Below are 18,004 nucleotides of genomic sequence, written 5' to 3' on the forward strand. Positions count from 1 at the left end.
TAAACACAAATCAACTATTTAAACTTTAGACCTTATGATTCTTCGAAGTAGAATAAATATACTTTGGCTACTCTCCTTTTCAGTTATTGCCTGCTCACCGAGTGAGAATAATGACGGATTACCAGGCGTTGAAATCACTGAAAGCAATATCGTAGAAATAGATGAGGCCATTTCTTCTATCGAATTTATTCCGCTTAAGAATCAAGAGGACTCACCAGTAAACTTGAATTGCAGTGTTTGGAATCTAAAAGTCACCGAGGAATTCCTAGTCTATTCTACCATTTGTAACCCTGAGGCTAAGATTCATCTATTTGATTTAAGGGGAAATTACATCAAGAGCTTCCAAAGAATTGGAAATGGTCCAGAAGAATATCAAAATTTGCAAGGTGTTGATCTGAATCAAGACACCTTGAGTATCACTGTTGGCGGCGGCGTAATTAAGCAGTATTCCTTTCCTGATTTTGAATTTATTGGCACTGTTACATTGGATAAAAACGCCCTTTTCATTCCTTATTTCACAAAAATTTCTTCAACCAAGTGGCTGACTTCCCCCATGTTTGATGGCAACTTAGATGAAAACGGTGAGTTTAGTGTTTTTAAAATCCTGGATAGCTCCACGGGAGAAATCACAGAGCTGCCCATAACTGGCACGCCCATAACTGCCGAAATTAGTGAAGGAGAATTTGCAAGATTGGGAGAGAATTCATTGCTATTCAATTATGCTTTTTCAGATACTCTTTACCTATTTGAAATTGAAAAATCAACCCCACTGATAAGCCTGGATTTTGGAGCAAGAAAGCCCAGTGCGAAAGATCTGAAAATGGACGGGGAGAAGTTTGAGGCCACAGTTACAAGCCAGCCTTTCGTTATAAATATGGGCAAAATCTGGCATACCGAGGATGTTTCACGCCTTAAAACCTTTGCTCTTGCCAAAAACCCTGAAATGGATATTACGAATATGCGCACTTTCCCAGTTCATGAGGTTTTCATAGATCATAAATCCAAAAGAGCTATAGCTTTCCAGTCACTCGCTGGCTGGTCCAATGGAAATGGCTTTGCCACAGACGGGTATTTCTACGATGTTCTTCGGACTGAGGATTGGATCTATGCACTTGAGAAAGGATCTCTTGGAAAATATGGCGAAGAACTTGAACAAATCATTAACGATTTGGAAGACTTTGAAGACCCCATTCTGATCAAATATCAAGTAAAAATGAATGAATAAGTGATCAACTAACCTAAATACAATAAACCTATACCTATGAAAAAACCCATTTTAACCCTGATAGGCTTTGCGCTACTCTATTCAGCTGGAGCACAAGACATCAAGCCTACTGCCACCGTTGAATACGTGTCTGAAGAACTTTCTGGCATCATAAAAAAAGATGCGAAAGTAGAAGTCATTGCCGAAGGTTTTCAATTTACCGAAGGACCAATTTGGGTGGCAAAGGAGAAAATGCTTTTACTTTCCGATGTCCCAGCCAACACCATCTATAAATGGACTGAAGCCGAAGGAAAAGAAGTTTTTTTAAAACCTGGCGGCTACACCGGCACAACAGAGCGAGGTGGTTTTATGGGATCAAATGGCTTATTACTCACTCCAGACGGAAAACTGTGGATTTGCCAGCATGGAGATAGAAGGATAGCAGAATTGAACACTTCGCTCTCCGATCCAAAACCAGAATACTCAACCGTAGCGGGGGAATACGACGGGAAAAAACTAAACAGCCCGAATGATTTGACTTTGTCCAAAGCAGGCAATTTATACTTTACTGATCCATCTTATGGACTGGCAAGTGATTCAAAAAAGGAAATTGACTATCAGGGTGTTTACAAAATGGATCCAACCGGCAAAGTCACCATGCTACTTGACTCTATCGATCAACCAAATGGAATAGCGATTTTCCCAGATCAGAAAACACTGCTAGTTTCCAATTCTGACCCAGAGAAAAAAAGATGGTATGCTTATGACTTAGCTAAGGATGGCTCAATCACCAGTGGAAGGATTTTTTACGATGCCAGTAATTCCTCAGAACCTGGCTTATGTGACGGGTTTAAAATTGATAAAAAGGGCAATGTATTTGCATCAGGTCCCGGGGGAATCTGGATTTTCAATAAATCAGGGGAAATATTGGGAAAGATCAAGCTGGAAGGCGCGACAGCAGCAAATTGTGCGCTTACTCCTGACGGAAAAACTCTTTTTATAACTGCTGAAAAACATCTACTTCGCATGAAAATGCGATAGGGTCATAATAGAAAAACCCTCCGAAATGAATATATGGAGGGTTTTTTAATTCTATTCTACTAAGCTTCGTTATCCTTATCGCTGATCATCTTCACCCATCACATCATAACCCCGCCATTTGAATTCCTCTGCTAAAGACGATGCTGCAGGCCATGCTATTTGATGCTGTGGACTGGCCACCCATTTCATTCGATTTTCCTCGGTATCAAAAGATATTTGGATTTGATAATTGAATGCGGTTGGCTCAGCTTCTATGCCTTTTGCTTGCTCTTCTGGAAAAAGCCTCAAGAGTTTAGAGCTTAAATATCCGTCTTGAACGGTCATCGCCGGAACGTAAATCGAATGATACATTTTTTCGAAGGCCTCAGCATTTTCCGGCAACACCACAAAGTCCATCTGTAAAGCCATAGCTTTTGGCTCAGAAAGGGCATTCTGGGAAATAGAGTTTTTATCAGCAGAGACTGCAACACCGATTACCAATAATTCAAGATCATCCGAACCTGTATTAGTCAATGTGATCGTTTCTCCTAATAAGCCTGTAAATGCGTCATCAGCTACCACAGGTTTTGTCACCCCTTCAATCGAAAGATTCCCCTTGCCTTTCATGACATAATAAACTTCCTCCACACCTTCCAATCTCCGAGGACCAACTGATTTCCCCACGGGAATTACCAGATGATCCACATTGTTCCAATTGGTTTTAAAGACCTCTGGACCAAAAGCTCTTCGCGCCAATGCTCCATTCCCAACGTAGGGATGATTCTCATCCCGAAGTTTAGCTTGATCAAATTGGTAGGAAACAAAAACAGGTATTTCATCAATATCAGCTCCTTCACGAGTATCACCTAGGTCAAAGGCATCTCCCTGAGCTTTTCTTTCCGAAACAGCATAATTCAACCATTTCAAAGGTTCATCACCGGAATTATAAATAGCATGGGCATCACCTAGTTTGCAGGGCACAGCAACTGGACCTTTCAGGGTAGAAGTACGACCATTCACGGTGAATTCAGCTTCGCCCTCAAGCAAAATGTACATTTCCTCAATAGAATGGTGAAAATGGTGACCTATCCCAGATTTCGCCTGTATCTCTCCAGAGTGGAGATAAAGAAAGTTGGTGGAAAGATCATTTCGCCCAACTAATTGGGTAAAGCCCATTTTTCCAGCACCTTGGTGTACTGCAGATAGCTCCCGGTATTTTGCGGGGTCATTATGAATTACTCGATCTCCAGCATCAGGTTTCTGAGCCCAAGATGCCATCGTGGCAAGAGAAATGGCTAAGGTTAAAATACTTTTCATGTCATTTTAGGTTTAAGAGTTTTAATAGATTTGAAACGATTCTATTCGTCTTTCTATAATTGTTATGCTTTAATCTGGTAGAGAATAAACCACATATCCTTTTGGCAAAGCCCCTGGCCTTTTGGAGAAGTCGTAACTCGAAGGATCAAATCGATTGGAAGCATTAATAACTAAATACTGCTTCCCATTTACGACATACATTCCCGGCTGCCCAGTCGATTCGTTATCAAGCGTAGTTTCCCAAAGGATTTTTCCGTTGTCTGCATCAAATGCATAGACAATACCTCCTTTGCCAGTAGCAAAAACGATGTCCGTAGATGTGATAACCATTCCTTTTCGAATTGTTCCACTTGGAGCACCTGTGGTTTTATCTCCTTTGGAAAAAGCAGAATCCAAGCCGATTGGCTGACGCCACTTCACAGTTCCATTATTAAGATCATAAGCAAAAATGGATGCCCAAGGAGGAGCTGTTAAAGCCTGCCATTCCGTACCGTAGGAGGTAGTGTATCTATCCTCTGGATGGACTACATCGGCTGGATAATCCTCTAGAGGAGCTGCACGCGTGGTATCCTCAGGGATTTTTGCACCTCCCGAGGCAACCACCGGACCAGTGATCTCAGGAGCTTCTGAAGCATTCATCATCCCTCTAAATCGGCTTGGGGACCCGCCCAGGTAGCGGTGCATCGCCAAAATAGTAGCTTCCTCAATATGAACAAAAGCAGGCATTCTGCCTCTTCCTTCGGACAGCAAAGTTTTAAATTCATCATAGGAATACCTGGAACCTACATTGATCAGGGATGGTCCCGCTCCACTTCCTTTCATACCTTCCCCATGGCAAGTCTGACAAGACCCCTCGTAGAGCGTACTTATTTTATTCTTTTCATCATCCGAAAGTACAGGCTCTACAGGAACTACTTTCGAAAGCTTGTAAATCGAAGCATAATCCTGAGCCATGATGTACATGATGCCTTTTTCTGGGTTAGTACCCGTATTCCCATAGCTGGCGCCTCCCAATGCGCCGGGCATAGTGATGGTTTCGTATTTATCGGAAGGAGGAATATATAGTCCTGATTTGGCAGTATCCAATCGCTGATACCATTGTTCCTTTACTTCGTCAGAGAAATAAGGGTTTAAAGTTTCCTTGGTTACCTCATGTCGAGTAAAATCTGGAATCACTGCGGGAATAGGCTGAGTCGCCCAGGATTTTTCACCTGGCATTTCGCTTTTAGGAAAAGGCCTTTCTTCAATTGGAAAGACAGGCTCTCCAGTGTCTCGGTCAAACACAAAAACAAAACCATGCTTGGTAGCTACCGCCACTACATCGATCTCTTTTCCATCCTTATTTATAGTCAATAATTGTGGAGCTGAGGCTAGATCGTAGTCCCAAAGATCATGGTGTACAGTTTGGTAATGCCATATTCGCTTGCCTGTTTTGGCATCTAATGCTACCAGAGAATTTCCAAAAAGCCCAGCTCCCTCACGGTCTGCACCATAGAAATCGTAGGTTGGTGAGCCAACAGGTAAAAATACTATACCCCGTTCTTCATCCACCGTCATTTCACTCCAAACATTGACGGCTCCTACGTACTTATAAGCATCTTTTGGCCAAGTGTCATAGCCAAATTCTCCAGGTTGCGGTATAGTATGAAATGTCCATTCCAACTTCCCTGTAAGCACATTATATGCCCGCACGTAGCCTGGTGGAGAAAAAAATGATTCCCCAGGGGCAGAACCTACAATTACCAAATCTCCAAAAATCACTCCCGGCATCATGGATTGCATCCGACGAATACTGGTCGGGTCGCGATCCAATCCTACACGTAAATCTACATATCCGCCAGTTCCAAAATCAGTGATGCTTTGCCCTGTGAGCGCATCGATTTCCTGAAGGGAATTATTCAAGGTAAATACAAGTCTTTTATCGCTTTTGTCTGGACTTTCCCAGTAGTTTATCCCCCTTCTGGATAACCCTCTTAAGTCCGTATGTATCCAAATTTCCCTACCTGTTTCTGCATTCAAGGCAATCAAGGAGTTGTTTTTACCATACACATACATGATGGTGTCCACTATGATCGGACTAAAGCTCGAGAAGCTGTTGTCCTCTGTTGGATAATTCCAGGCTATTTCTAACTGTTTCACATTTTCTTTAGTGATCTGCTCAGCCTCAAAATATTTGGATTGGTCTGGACTTCCTCCATAGTGTGACCAAGTGTTGTGTTCACTTTCCTCGTCAGGAGAACAACTAAAGTTAGTCCCGAGAAGTAGCGCGAGACTGATACTGGTTAATAGGCTTAGGGTCTTTTGGGATTTCATCTTATATAATGAATAAATTTTGCATAAAGCTAACTTTTCAATATATACTTCGCCACAACCAATTCCAAGATTAATTATATGACTGCTAGAATTTAAGTTGGAATTGGAAAAACAGGCCAATAATTCTAAACCAATTCAGGCTTGCCCTTGACCCTGAACAAAGAAAAACCTTGATTTGCTGCAGAAGCATCGATAAAGAATGTGGCTGAACCCATTTTACAGTTTCAGTTTATAGCTTGGAGTTAATTCTCAGAAAGCTAGACCAAGCAGATCCCTGTGTTATGGTCTCCCTCCTTACGAATCCATCGCCTCCCACAAAATCTCTACTGGATGCTTGGCTTTCCTTCCTGTTCCGTCAGCAATCTGATGACGGCATGATGTCCCAGGAGCAGCGATAATGGTTTCTTCATCAGCATTTCTAACTGTTGGAAATAACAGTAACTCTCCCACTTGCTGGGAAACCTCGTAATGCTCCGCTTCATAGCCAAAGCTTCCGGCCATCCCACAGCATCCGCTCGGGATAGTTTCTACAGAGTAATTGGCAGGCAAAGACAATAATTTCTGAGTCCAAGTGATGGAAGAAAGCGCCTTTTGATGGCAATGCCCATGGAGCTTGATTTTCTGTGTTTTCGTGGTAAACAAGTCCGAAGAAATATTCCCGGCAGCGATTTCCTGAGCCAAAAACTCATCGATCAACTTCACATGAAACTTCAACTTCTTGGCAGCTTCCACCAATTCTTTTTTAACAATGCGAGGATATTCATCCCGAAAACTCAAAATAGCCGATGGCTCCAAACCGATTAGAGGGGTATTTCCATCAATCAGCTTATCAAAAACCTTCACATTTGCCTCTGCATGTTTTTTGGCTTTCGGAAGCAAACCCTTAGAAAGTGCAGATCTACCGCTTTCCTCATGATCCACTACTTTCACATCGTACCCCAACTTTTTGAGTAGTGAAATTGCTTTAATACCAATCGCAGTATCATTGTGGTTGGTGAACTCATCCACGAAGAAGTAAACAGATTTGAGCTGCTTTGCTGCTGTTGGAAGGGACTCATAATTCTTCTTATACCATTTTCGCAGACTGACTTTACTGATTTCAGGCAGATTTCGCTTTGGGGCTACGCCCAAAATTGACTTCATCAACCCGCCAGTCAGACTATTGCTCAACATGAAATTTGCCAAACCACCAGTTTTCGAGCCAAATTCATTCAGTTCATTGATGTAAGCAAAAGCTCGTGAGCGAAGCGGAATGCCGTTCGTTTTTTGATATTGATACAGGAATTCGGCTTTCATACTGGACATGTCCACATTGGAAGGACATTCGGCTGTACAGCCTTTGCAGGAAAGACACAAATCCATCGCCTCCTTAATCTCGGGATGGTTGAAGGCGTTTTCCTTTTGGTCCATAGTTAGAAATTCACGTAATGTATTGGCTCGACCTCGAGTAGTATCCTTTTCATTTCTAGTAGCCATGTAGCTTGGACACATGGTACCACCAGAGCCTGGAAGTTTGCGACAGTCGCCTGATCCGTTACACTTTTCTGCCAAGCGAAGAATCCCTCCTACATTAGAAAAATCCATCAAAGTATCGTGAACTGGAGTCTCCATATCCGGCTCATAACGCAGAAACTTGTTCATCGGCGCAGCATCCACGATTTTCCCCGGATTGAAAATATTCTGAGGATCCCATGAGAATTTGATCCTTCGGAAAAGCTCATAGTTCTTTTCCCCAACCATCAGAGGAATAAAAGCAGCCCGTACTCTTCCATCTCCATGTTCACCAGAAAGTGAGCCTTGGTATTTCTTCACCAACTCAGCAGAAGCTTTTGAAATCTGATAAAACTCCTCCACATCCTTGGACTTTTTCAAATCCAGAATCGGTCTCAAATGTATCTCTCCAGCACCTGCATGGGCATAATAAACGGGTTTCTGATGAAACCCATTCATCATTTCCCCCACCTCATCCATATAGTCTGCTAGATCTTCTATATCCACTGCCGTATCTTCAATACAGGCGACTGCTTTTGCATCACCAGGGATATTTGCCAGCAGCCCCAACCCCGCTGAGCGAAGCGCCCAAGCAGTAGAAACCATCGCAGGTTCAATGATAGGATATGCATAGCCAAGTCCAGTTTCTTTCAAATCATCCACCAAAGCTTTGCCTTTGGCCATAGCTTCCTCTAACGTTTGACCTCTGAACTCCACCATCAAAATCCCCTCCGGATCTCCTTCTACGAAATAGCGGTTTTTGCTGTACTCAATACTTTCTTTGGTACAATCCAAAATAATCTTATCCATCAACTCCACCGCAGTAGCAGGATGCTTCATCGCAGTTTGTGCAGCTACCATGCTCTCATGAATGGTTCTAAAATGCGCTGCAACCACTATTTCTACAGGATCTGGTAATGGATCCAAACTGATTTTGATTTCAGTAGTGAAAGCCAAAGTCCCCTCAGAACCACAAAGCAAATTGCAGAAATTGAATTTTTCCTTTCCTTCGAAAAGCTCAGATTTCAGTAATTCATCGACAGCATAACCGGTATTTCTTCTATGGATTGACTTTTTGGGAAATTGCGCGTGAATCTCTTGTCTGGCCTGTTCATCACTTAATTCCTCCAGTACTTTTCTATAAATATCCCCTTCCAATGATTGCAGTTTTGTCTTCTCCTCAAACTCATCTTTGGTAAGTGCCTCGAACTTCACCGGATTCCCATCACTCAAAATCGTATCCAATGAAATGACTTTATCTCGTGTCACTCCGTAAACAATCGATGTGGTTCCAGAAGAATTATTCCCGACCATCCCGCCAATCATGGCACGATTCGCCGTAGAGGTAATCGGACTGAAGAAGAGCCCGTGCGGTTTCAAATAGCTGTTGAGCTCATTACGAACCACACCTGGCTGCACCCGCACCCAACGCTCTTCTACATTCAATTCCAGAATTTGGGTGAAATGCTTGGACACATCCACCACAATTCCGTTGCCCACGCACTGGCCGGAAAGGGAAGTTCCGGCAGTTCTTGGGATCAGAGAAGTACCGTTTTCGGAAGCAAAAAGTATTAGCTTCTGGATATCGGACTCTGTTTTTGGGAAAGCTACTGCCAAAGGCATCTCCCTGTAAACGGAAGCATCTGTGGCATAAAGGGTCTTTGTCAAAGAATCAACTTGCAAGGTTCCCTCCAGTTGGGCGGAAAGCTCCTGAAGCAAAGGCAATAGGTTAGGTAGGTCTGAACTCATGTTCAAAAATAACCCGATGAGATGGATTTAAGGAAAAGTTGGGAAAAAGAATTTGGAAATGGACAAGGCTCAATGTGCAAGATTCAATTATCAAAGCTTTTCCCACGGGTAAATTGAATTTGCTCATTGAAAATTGATTATTGATCATTTCCCTCTTTTCTTTACAGCAAATACCAAATCACCCACATGTTTTTCTACCTCTCCCAGTTCCTGAGTTTTCTGGCAATGCCTCTGACCATTATCAGTTTGCTAATTGTTATAGGAGCGATTTATGTGAAAAAGAAGTGGGGGAAAAAAAGTCTCTGGGCAGGAATAATTCTATTGTGGTTTTTCTCCAATCAGTTTATTGCCAATCAAGCCATGCTAGCTTGGGAACCCGATTTCAAGGAATTTTCCGAAATCAAAAACCATGAAATCGGCATTGTCCTTACAGGCGTGACAAACCTGAGCAAAACCGCATATGACCGCACTTTCTTCAATAAAGGTGCTGATCGGATCACACATGCCTTGCAGCTTTATCGCATGGGCAAAATCAAAAAAATCCTCATCACCGGTGGACAAGGCTTAAATCCTGTCAATCCACAATCAGAAGCTGAGCTATTACAGCGTTTTCTTTTGATGGCCGGTCTCCCCGCAGAGGACATCATGATCGAAGATCAATCGAAAAACACTGCGCAAAACGCAGCATTTACTAAGGAATTTTTTGCTAAAAAGGGAATCGATACTAATCAAGAATTTCTATTAATCACCTCAGCTTTTCACATGTATCGAGCGAAAGGCTGCTTCGACAAAGTCGGCTTGAAAACACAAACTTTCCCCACAGACTACTACAGTCACGACACCACCTATGACCTGCCTTCCTTGCTCTATCCCAACCCGACATCTATAGAAAACTGGCACAAACTTTTTAAAGAGTGGATCGGGATTATAGTGTATAAGTTGGTCGGATATAGTTGATTCATACAATCACTCACTCTTTCCAAAAGTTTTTAAAGGGAGCAAAACCCTTGAGACTATTGAATAATATTACGTACTTTGTGTTACGTTATTTACGTAACGCAAAGTACGTAAAATAAAAGCAAATAGTCATGAAAGAACCATTCAATCCCTTCGTAATCAATACTTATCAAGGAAAAGACTATTTCTGTGATCGGGAAAATGATCTGAAAACGCTCATTTCTCATATAGAAAATGACAGAAATGTAGTGCTTTATGCATGGAGAAGACTTGGGAAATCAGCCCTAATCCATCGTTTATTTGAGGAATTAGAAACTTCCAAAGGTTGCGAAACCATCTATATCGATCTGCTTGCAACTCAAAATATAGCTGAAGCCATACAATCCATCGCCTCAGCTATCTATGAAAAATATGGCAGGACCACTGCTGGAATAAGCGCAAGCATACAAAAGCTCTTGGCATCTATAGGAGCTACGATAAGTTTCAATGCTTTATCAGGATTGCCGGAAATAAGCATTGGCATCAATAGATCCGAGCAGCCAGGCCAATCACTAAAAGCACTAGGAGATTTTCTGCTTTCCCGCAAAAAGAGATTAGTCATCGCCATCGATGAGTTCCAGCAGATCGCTGATTACGAAGGGGCAAATGCCGAAGCTATTTTCCGCACCTGGGTACAGCAGATTCCTGAAGTCAGGTTTATATTCAGCGGCAGTCATCGCACGCTGATGGAAGCGATGTTTACAGAGAAGAAGCGCCCATTCTACCAAAGTTCGCAGTTGGAATCCCTTCAGCCCATCGCTTTGAAAGCGTATACAAAATTTATAACTGAGCACTTTCAAGCCTCAAAAAAAACTATCGAAGCTGATTCAATCGAGAAGATTTATACATGGAGCCGTGGGCAGACCTATACCGTGCAATTAGCCTGCAATCATCTTTTTGCTAACTACAAAAAAGTAAGTCTTTCAGATGTGGATGTGGTTTTTGATCAGGTTCTGACCCAGCAACAGGCCGTTTTTGCCAATTTCCAAAAGATGCTCACACGCGCTCAATGGAATGTTTTTCGGGCGATCGCAAAAGAGGAACCGCTACAAAACCCGCTAAGCAAAGACTTTATCCAAAAGCATAACCTGGGCGCAGCAAGTACAGTAAGCACGGCTTTAAAAGCCCTGGAAAGACTGGAACTGGTGGTAAAAGACGAGGGAAACTACCTAGTTCATGAAGTGCAACTGGCAAGATGGATGGCAAGACTATAACCTTCTTTTAAGCCAAAAGCGTAGCTGCAATGCTGTCCCTTAAATCTGGATCAACTTTCACTTCCTCAGCAAATTCCTTCCAGCGACGTACTGCTGATTTTACCTGTTCGATCTTTTCCTCAGGTTTTTTGATATTCATTTTTCTCGCCACCTCCAAAAAGTCAGAATCTACAATCTCTTCTCTTTTCCCATTCACCAGCAGTGACTGTGCGCTCACCCATATACTTCCGGGTCTATAAGCATAGCATATATCATAAGCCGGAGATAGCCTCCACTTACCATCACGCTCCATCAAAAAGGCAAAATTCTTCGTGTGATCATCACAGTTTCTGGCCAGTACATTAAACACCATTCTAATAAACATCTGCTCTGCTTCAGGATAAGATAGTCGCAACATCCGCATGGTCTCAAACACCTGTTCGTAACTGTAATAACCGACCTGATTGAAATCAAAATGCCGTAAACCACAAAGACTCTGCATATGGATTTTCTGTCCATCATCGGTGCTGTCAAATCGCTTGGTCATAAAGTGAGCACGCCCATTTTCTTCCAACAATCTACATTCGCTCATTTCCACTCCTGCCTCTAAAGCCATGAGGTAATAGGCCATTTCCACTCTTCCATAGCCTACAGTGGCACCAAATTGGGAATCGTGAACACCATCAAACTTGATAATCCAATACGAGAATCCTTTCGGGGCTTTTACTTGCCCGCTTTTTACTGCACCTGTCGATGGATTATAAGCGATGACAGCTTTTGCTCTAGCTCCACCTGCCGAGGTACCTATTTTTAGGATATCTGATAAAGCAGATTGCTCATCTGCACTGAGACTGGACTGAAAATCCGCTCTTGAATTGAGGATTTTTCCGGCGATATTCACCAAGCTATCTATTTCCAGCGAGCTTGCTTTGATCGCTTCATCGCGAAATGAAGGCCTGATTTCCAGAGCTCCCACCCCCCGTTTTCCGATAAAGCAAAGCTGTTCTACGGGATTCAAACTATCCGTTGCCCTGCCATTTTGGGTGAGCCAGGCATTGATGAGCTGATTACCATATTTATCGGGGAGCATATCCGCCAGCAATCCCGGCAACCCCTTGAATGTATCAAAAGCATCACCTCTTGATCTTCTCAATTCAGGAAAATTGTAAACTCGATTACCTGAAACTAAAGGCATTTTGACGGGAGAAATGTCCAAGCCAGAACTGAGAAAATCCTGATTGAATTCAAAGCTCCCCAGCTGCTGAGCTTCATCCCAAAGCACAGCACCCGCCAACTGATCCCAGATCCATATTTCAGCAGCCACTACCATTCTAAAGGTGGATTATCAGCAGCCATGTCTGAATTACGCACCCGCTGACGATCATATTTCTTTTGAAGCTTGATGTATTCCATGGGACTAATCGTCTTCTTCACCTCAAAAGCCTCCAACCACTGCAGGCGATCCAACACGCGTAGCACCTGGATCAAAGTGATCAGATTGACTTTTTCTCCTCTTTCCAAAAGACTCAGCGTGGACCTGCTGATCCCCGCTTCTTTGGAAAGCTGCTCTTGGGACTTTTGCTGCTGTACACGCTCCGCCTTGACAAAATCACCAATCTGACGTATAATCTGCAAATCACTTAATGTACTATAATCCATGCATTAAATATCATACATTAATATCGGTTTTACAAGTTAATGAATGATTTTTCATACATTTCAATGTATCTTAAATATGAATGATTAATCATTCATTATGGTAATTTAAGGATTATAATGAATGACTTACCATACAAAAAAATAATTAATCCTAAAGATCCATCATCTTTTACTTATTCACCTTCAAAAACTCCTCCCTACTCCATTTCCAAACCCAGTTCCAGCCTTTTTGCTCTAGCAAAATAGGATGATAAGCTATAGCAGCCTTGGCTGTAGCAGCATTAAAAAATCGCTGATCATCCGTCAAAATCGCCTCTTGAATCTCGCTAGACTCTTTGAAAATCAAATCCATCACAACCGATGGAATTTCTCCTGAATAAGAAGCCTCAGACTTCAGCAGTTTATTCTTTAAACTCCAATCAATCACATAGCCTTCAACTTTGCCAACAGGAACGGAAATAGAAGGGTCATTACTTTGATCTTTGACAAAAGCCAAGAATTCTCTCAGCAAAACTAAGCCTGGGTTCTTAAGTTGACTAGGACGGAAATCTGCTGGTTCAATGCTTGAAATCACATGCATAAACTTTCGCGCTCTGCTGATCGCCACATTCAGTCTATTTTCTGCCCCAGACTTACCCAAAAGCCCAAAATTAGTAATCAACTTCCCTTCGGGATTTGGCGCATAGCCAAGGGATAATATCACCTGATCAAACTCATCACCCTGCACATTTTCGATATTACGCACTTTGATAGCTGCATCCTGAAAACCAGCTTTCCAAAGTTTTTCACGGATCAACTCCATCTGGAAATAATTCCCCGTCACGATTCCTATACTGTCTGATGGACTGGAATTCAAAATAGAACCAACTTTCAACAAGACTTCATCGGCCTCCATTTTATTCACCTGATTGGACCAGATCCCTTCCACTTTCTGCCAAGTGAAAGCAGGTTTTCCAGCTAATGAAGTCGCATAATCCGGTAGCGTTTCCAATTGATTGTCGTAAAAATGAGCATTTGAAAAATGGATCAGAGCCGGATTTGCTGAGCGATAATGACCTTTCAACTGATGTTTTTCAAAGAAATTCCCAGCCAATTCCAACAGCGACTCCGCTTCATATTCCAAGCCTTCCTCGTCAGACTCCCATTTCACCTGATAGAAATCCGAAGGTCTCAACTGCTTGGAATCTCCTGCAACCACCACCTGTTTCCCACGCAGCATCGCAGGCAATCCCCGCTCCACCTGGCATTGCGACGCTTCATCAAAAATCACCAAATCAAAATCCTGACCCAGCGGAAACAAAGCTGAAACCGTCTCTGGACTAGCCAGCCAGCAAGGCAACAAACGAAAAACTTCCTCCCCCATTTCCTCCACCAATTTCCTAATCGGCCAGCGCTGACGCTTTTTACTCACCTGATGAAGCAAATCACGATACGTCACGCGATTGCCAAGACGATTAAACTCCAAGTCGCTCACCACTTGTTCTCGAAGCCTAAGCAAAGCCATATGCCTGGAAATCTTCCGTTTTTCCAGAATTGCGGTTTTCAACTCATCCATTTCATGCCGCATTTTCAGACTACCGGATTCTGCCAAAACCGGATTATGAGCTTCCAAATGAGCTATCCAGGCCAAATACCATGAATTCCAATATGCCGAAACCTGATCATCCAAAGTCAAATTGGAAAAGTCAACTTCCAGTTTTTTGAAAATGGAAATGGAAATTGGATTCATTGAATCTAAAAACCGATCAAAGGCAACCAATTCCGAAAATGTCTGACTAATCTGCAAATCGAGCTTATCTACAACCAAGCCATTTTTGAGAATTTCCAAAATCTGCGCATCACTCAAATATGCTTTCCACTTGTTCTTTTGGGATGAAAATGATTTGGAAAGCTCAGTAATATCGCTGAGCTGATGTCTGAAATCACTCACATTCCAATCAGCGAGGGCATGAATATCTTCAAGCTTTTTCCACCGGAAAACCCAATCCAAAACCGGATTAAGACTATCGAGTTGCCTAGTAATAGCTTCCTCCGAAAGCTCTGAAATATCCAATCTCTCTTTCTGGGTAAATCCCGCAAATTCCCCATTCAATACTTGTAAAACCTCCACTTCATTCTGAATTCTAGAAATCGAGTCTGCATCAAACTTCAAGTTAGATTTACTCAGGATTCCGAAAGTCAGCGGAAACTTACTTTTACTCAGATTTGCCTGAATTTTCCCTAGCCAAGAACTAGCTTTTAATTTCAACAAATCTAGTTCTGCTTCCAGATTTGATAGATTTTCTGGATTCGCGTCAATTCCCAATTGCAGATGCTGAAGCTTTTCAAGCGACACCAACAGCCATTTCTGCACCTTGGAAATGCTAGAAAAAAGTTTTGAATCAAAAAGGGAAGAAACAGCTAAATCCGACCTTTCCAGATGATCCAAGGACGATTTCAAGCCCTCCAACCTATCCGAAAAATCCCCCTCCTCTAAAATCAACTGGGCTAAAGCAGGCAGTTTATCAGTTGTTGAATTTGACCTGAAATCAGCTACATCCTTTATACTTTGAGTAATTCTAGGGAAAACTGCTGGCTCAAAATGGGCAAAAGAAACACGGCTTTCCCAAAATGTACCCATAAACTGAGACCGGTAGGAATGGTAGATTTTATACCATTTCTCAACATCCTGGGCAAGCTCATACTTCAGCTTTACTAACTCCGAATGCTCGAAAAATGGCTTTTGGAGATCAGCATTCAAATACATCGCTTTTATTGGAATACCAGCCATTTCGGTATCAAAAAGAGCAGTTCTAAACGTCTCAAACTTTTCCGAAAGTCTGGAAATCGTCTTAGAATACTGCGAAATCTCTCGCTCTAATTGGATGGAATCAATTCCTCTATTTTGCTCCTGATAGGTCTCTATGCCTTCTATTTGAGCTTTTAGCTTTTGAAACAGGATTTTTTGATCCGCTCGGAAATCATGAACCAAACCCAAGAAATCACCAAAACCTGCTTTGCTCAATCGCTCAAAAACCACATCAAGAGCAGCACGCTTTTGTGAAACCACCAAGACTTTTTTACCTCTAGAACAAAAATCCGAAACCAGATTCGCAATCAATTGGGACTTGCCGGTTCCCGGAGGACCTTCCACGACAAGACTCCTTCCTTGCCGCACTTTCACCAATACATTTTCCTGAGAAGCATCCAATGGGAAAACCGGAAAAAGCTGCTCTTCTCTAGGAATAGGTTGACTTTCATCACTTGCAAAATGCTGTGTAAACAACTCCTCCAGGCTCAGCTCACCAAATTCTTTTTCGAGATTTTCGTAATCAGTAAACAGAAAACTGCCTTTCTGATCAAATAACCCTAAGAGCGCATAACTCCTCAGAGCTAACTTACCATCTTGAAAATAAGTGGAATCAACGCTCAGTTGCGAAATTGGAAACTGAGCTAATTGATCTTCGAAAAGTGAAGAGCTTAGCTGAATCGAGAAATTATCGTTGAGGGTTTTAGAAAGGCCAGTTCGGAATTCAATCGGATCCGGGGTTAATTCTTGCAGCGTTTGATTCAAAAGACCCGCATCCAATGTTTTTCCATAGGCATGACTATAAGCCAACAAAAACGTAGGGTTCCACTGCCACTCATCTGTTTTGGATAGAAACCACTGCCCCTTTTCAAGGCTCAATTTCACTCCCAAAAGCAGTAAAGGCGCACGCAAAACCTGTCCATTGATCAGCTTTCCCTCCACAAATGGCCAACCGAGAAACAGTGATTGCTCTCCTGTCTCTTCTTGGGTCAATTGATCACGAAATGAAAGCCTGGAAAATGCTTTGGACAGCGTATTTACGCCCGCAATCCGTGGATCTGATTCAGCTAAGATTGAAATTGGCTTTTTGGAAGCAATGGCTTTTTTGATGAGCTCAAAGCTATTTTCCCCATTCAAAAAATCTAACTCTTTCAGATCTACAACTCCGAAACCCTCCGCCTTTGGCAAATAAAGCGACCTATTCTTGGAAGATAGATCGACGAGGCGATTTCGGTAAGTCTGAAAGATTGACTCAAGCATTTAATGGAAAGGTGAGTCTTTTTCCTTTGCCATCTGATTATAGACAATAGTATCCATCAGGCCTGGAAACCACTTATTCACAAAGACAGCCATTTTACCCTGAGTGGTCAAAATCAAATCTCGCTTATGCTTCAAGGTAGCATTGAGGATTTCTTTGGCGACCTCCTCAGAGGTCATCATTTTCGACTCGTCACGGGGTGATTGACCCTGGGTGCTGCCATTTGCGGTCAGCGCTGAGTTTCGGATGTTTGAAGCTGTAAAACCTGGGCTAGCGACCAGTACATGAACACCTTGGTTCATCACTTCAGTCCGCAGTGCATCGAAAAATCCATTTATTGCAAACTTACTCGCTGTATAAGCTGTCCGGGCCGGAGTACCGCGGAATCCATTGATGGAAGAAATACCAATTATGGTCCCTTTGGTTTTGAGGATCTCTGGCAGAGCGTGCTTGGTTGCATATACTGTTCCCCAAAAATTAGTATCCATCACCTTCTTGAAAACTTCCAAGTCAAGATCTTGGAATAAAGCCCGCATCGTAATTCCAGCATTATTGATTAGAATGTCAATTCTGCCGTGCTTTTCAAGGGTCAGCTCCACCATTCTTTTAGTATCTGCTTCACTGCTGGCATCTGCGTGAATCGGTGTCACTTTCACACCTTGCTTCAGCAGCTGCTCGGAAGTAAACTTTAATTTTTCAGGATTTCTACCTGTGATTACCACGATTGCCCCAGTTTTACCAAAAACTTTTGCACAAGCCTCACCTATTCCCGATGTAGCCCCGGTGATGATTACTACCTTATCTTTTAGGGTTTCTTGTTTCATTGAAATTCAAAGATATGGAATTTGGATTTTTGATGAATATCCCCTCTTCATTTCCTATCAACTGGTCTTATGATTTAACAGCATTCCTAATGATGGTAAACCCATTTTTTGAATTTAAAGTTTTCTCCCAGCAGATTAATGTCTTTGCCATTGAGTATATAAAATTTCAACTCTAGCTTTTGGTTCCTCATT

General features: G+C 42.4%; 11 protein-coding genes. 4 read left to right on the forward strand and 7 right to left on the reverse strand.

Annotation, left to right across the window (positions count from 1 at the left end; all coding sequences use genetic code 11):
* The first annotated feature begins 34 nt into the window (after positions 1-34).
* Together PBT90_RS11875 and PBT90_RS11880 are read left to right on the forward strand one after the other, a co-directional pair.
* Entirely contained in the window at positions 35-1,225 is a 1,191-nt protein-coding gene (locus PBT90_RS11875) for a 6-bladed beta-propeller (RefSeq protein ID WP_264810801.1), read from the forward strand.
* Positions 1,226-1,261: 36 nt separating this feature from the next.
* On the forward strand, positions 1,262-2,245 hold the full coding sequence (locus PBT90_RS11880; protein ID WP_270129434.1) for an SMP-30/gluconolactonase/LRE family protein: 984 nt from the start codon (positions 1,262-1,264) through the stop codon (positions 2,243-2,245).
* Positions 2,246-2,320: 75 nt separating this feature from the next.
* Here the strand turns inward: PBT90_RS11880 and PBT90_RS11885 are convergent, their stop codons facing one another.
* From PBT90_RS11885 to PBT90_RS11895, 3 genes are all read right to left on the reverse strand, one after another.
* A complete protein-coding gene (locus tag PBT90_RS11885; protein ID WP_264810804.1) occupies positions 2,321-3,541 on the reverse strand; it encodes a cupin domain-containing protein in 1,221 nt (406 codons plus the stop codon).
* Positions 3,542-3,610: 69 nt separating this feature from the next.
* Complete coding sequence (locus PBT90_RS11890; RefSeq protein WP_264810805.1) at positions 3,611-5,854, reverse strand: outer membrane protein assembly factor BamB family protein; 2,244 nt, start codon at positions 5,852-5,854, stop codon at positions 3,611-3,613.
* 294 nt (positions 5,855-6,148) lie between these two features.
* The gene (locus PBT90_RS11895) at positions 6,149-9,094 is read right to left on the reverse strand and encodes an FAD-binding and (Fe-S)-binding domain-containing protein (protein WP_264810806.1); all 2,946 of its coding nucleotides are present in this window, start codon (positions 9,092-9,094) and stop codon (positions 6,149-6,151) included.
* 186 nt (positions 9,095-9,280) lie between these two features.
* On the opposite strand from PBT90_RS11895, the gene PBT90_RS11900 reads away from it, so the two are divergent.
* Positions 9,281-10,051: a YdcF family protein gene (locus tag PBT90_RS11900; RefSeq protein WP_270129438.1), complete on the forward strand. Its 771-nt coding sequence runs from the start codon at positions 9,281-9,283 to the stop codon at positions 10,049-10,051.
* A gap of 131 nt (positions 10,052-10,182) precedes the next feature.
* Complete coding sequence (locus tag PBT90_RS11905; protein WP_264810808.1) at positions 10,183-11,304, forward strand: AAA family ATPase; 1,122 nt, start codon at positions 10,183-10,185, stop codon at positions 11,302-11,304.
* A gap of 7 nt (positions 11,305-11,311) precedes the next feature.
* Here PBT90_RS11905 and PBT90_RS11910 read toward each other — a convergent pair whose 3' ends face one another.
* From PBT90_RS11910 to PBT90_RS11925, 4 genes are all read right to left on the reverse strand, one after another.
* On the reverse strand, positions 11,312-12,613 hold the full coding sequence (locus PBT90_RS11910) for a type II toxin-antitoxin system HipA family toxin (RefSeq protein WP_270129440.1): 1,302 nt from the start codon (positions 12,611-12,613) through the stop codon (positions 11,312-11,314).
* Entirely contained in the window at positions 12,607-12,942 is a 336-nt protein-coding gene (locus tag PBT90_RS11915) for a helix-turn-helix domain-containing protein (RefSeq protein ID WP_264810810.1), read from the reverse strand. Before PBT90_RS11915 ends, PBT90_RS11910 begins: the two co-directional genes overlap by 7 nt.
* A gap of 169 nt (positions 12,943-13,111) precedes the next feature.
* Positions 13,112-16,990: an AAA domain-containing protein gene (locus PBT90_RS11920; protein WP_270129442.1), complete on the reverse strand. Its 3,879-nt coding sequence runs from the start codon at positions 16,988-16,990 to the stop codon at positions 13,112-13,114.
* Positions 16,991-17,812, reverse strand: coding sequence for an SDR family oxidoreductase (locus PBT90_RS11925; RefSeq protein ID WP_264810812.1), 822 nt, complete (start codon positions 17,810-17,812; stop codon positions 16,991-16,993). It abuts the gene before it with no gap.
* Between the last annotated feature and the right edge of the window lie 192 nt (positions 17,813-18,004).

Source organism: Algoriphagus sp. TR-M9 (assembly GCF_027594545.1).
In the GTDB taxonomy this organism is placed as follows: Bacteria; Bacteroidota; Bacteroidia; order Cytophagales; family Cyclobacteriaceae; genus Algoriphagus; species Algoriphagus halophytocola.

Excerpts from the sequence above, each read along its gene's own strand:
- PBT90_RS11880 (WP_270129434.1), top strand. The coding sequence starts at position 1,262 with ATGAAAAAACCCATTTTAACCCTGATAGGCTTTGCGCTACTCTATTCA.
- PBT90_RS11915 (WP_264810810.1), bottom strand. The coding sequence starts at position 12,942 with ATGGATTATAGTACATTAAGTGATTTGCAGATTATACGTCAGATTGGT.
- PBT90_RS11900 (WP_270129438.1), top strand. The coding sequence starts at position 9,281 with ATGTTTTTCTACCTCTCCCAGTTCCTGAGTTTTCTGGCAATGCCTCTG.
- PBT90_RS11925 (WP_264810812.1), bottom strand. The coding sequence starts at position 17,812 with ATGAAACAAGAAACCCTAAAAGATAAGGTAGTAATCATCACCGGGGCT.
- PBT90_RS11875 (WP_264810801.1), top strand. The coding sequence starts at position 35 with ATGATTCTTCGAAGTAGAATAAATATACTTTGGCTACTCTCCTTTTCA.
- PBT90_RS11920 (WP_270129442.1), bottom strand. The coding sequence starts at position 16,990 with ATGCTTGAGTCAATCTTTCAGACTTACCGAAATCGCCTCGTCGATCTA.
- PBT90_RS11905 (WP_264810808.1), top strand. The coding sequence starts at position 10,183 with ATGAAAGAACCATTCAATCCCTTCGTAATCAATACTTATCAAGGAAAA.
- PBT90_RS11890 (WP_264810805.1), bottom strand. The coding sequence starts at position 5,854 with ATGAAATCCCAAAAGACCCTAAGCCTATTAACCAGTATCAGTCTCGCG.
- PBT90_RS11885 (WP_264810804.1), bottom strand. The coding sequence starts at position 3,541 with ATGAAAAGTATTTTAACCTTAGCCATTTCTCTTGCCACGATGGCATCT.
- PBT90_RS11910 (WP_270129440.1), bottom strand. The coding sequence starts at position 12,613 with ATGGTAGTGGCTGCTGAAATATGGATCTGGGATCAGTTGGCGGGTGCT.
- PBT90_RS11895 (WP_264810806.1), bottom strand. The coding sequence starts at position 9,094 with ATGAGTTCAGACCTACCTAACCTATTGCCTTTGCTTCAGGAGCTTTCC.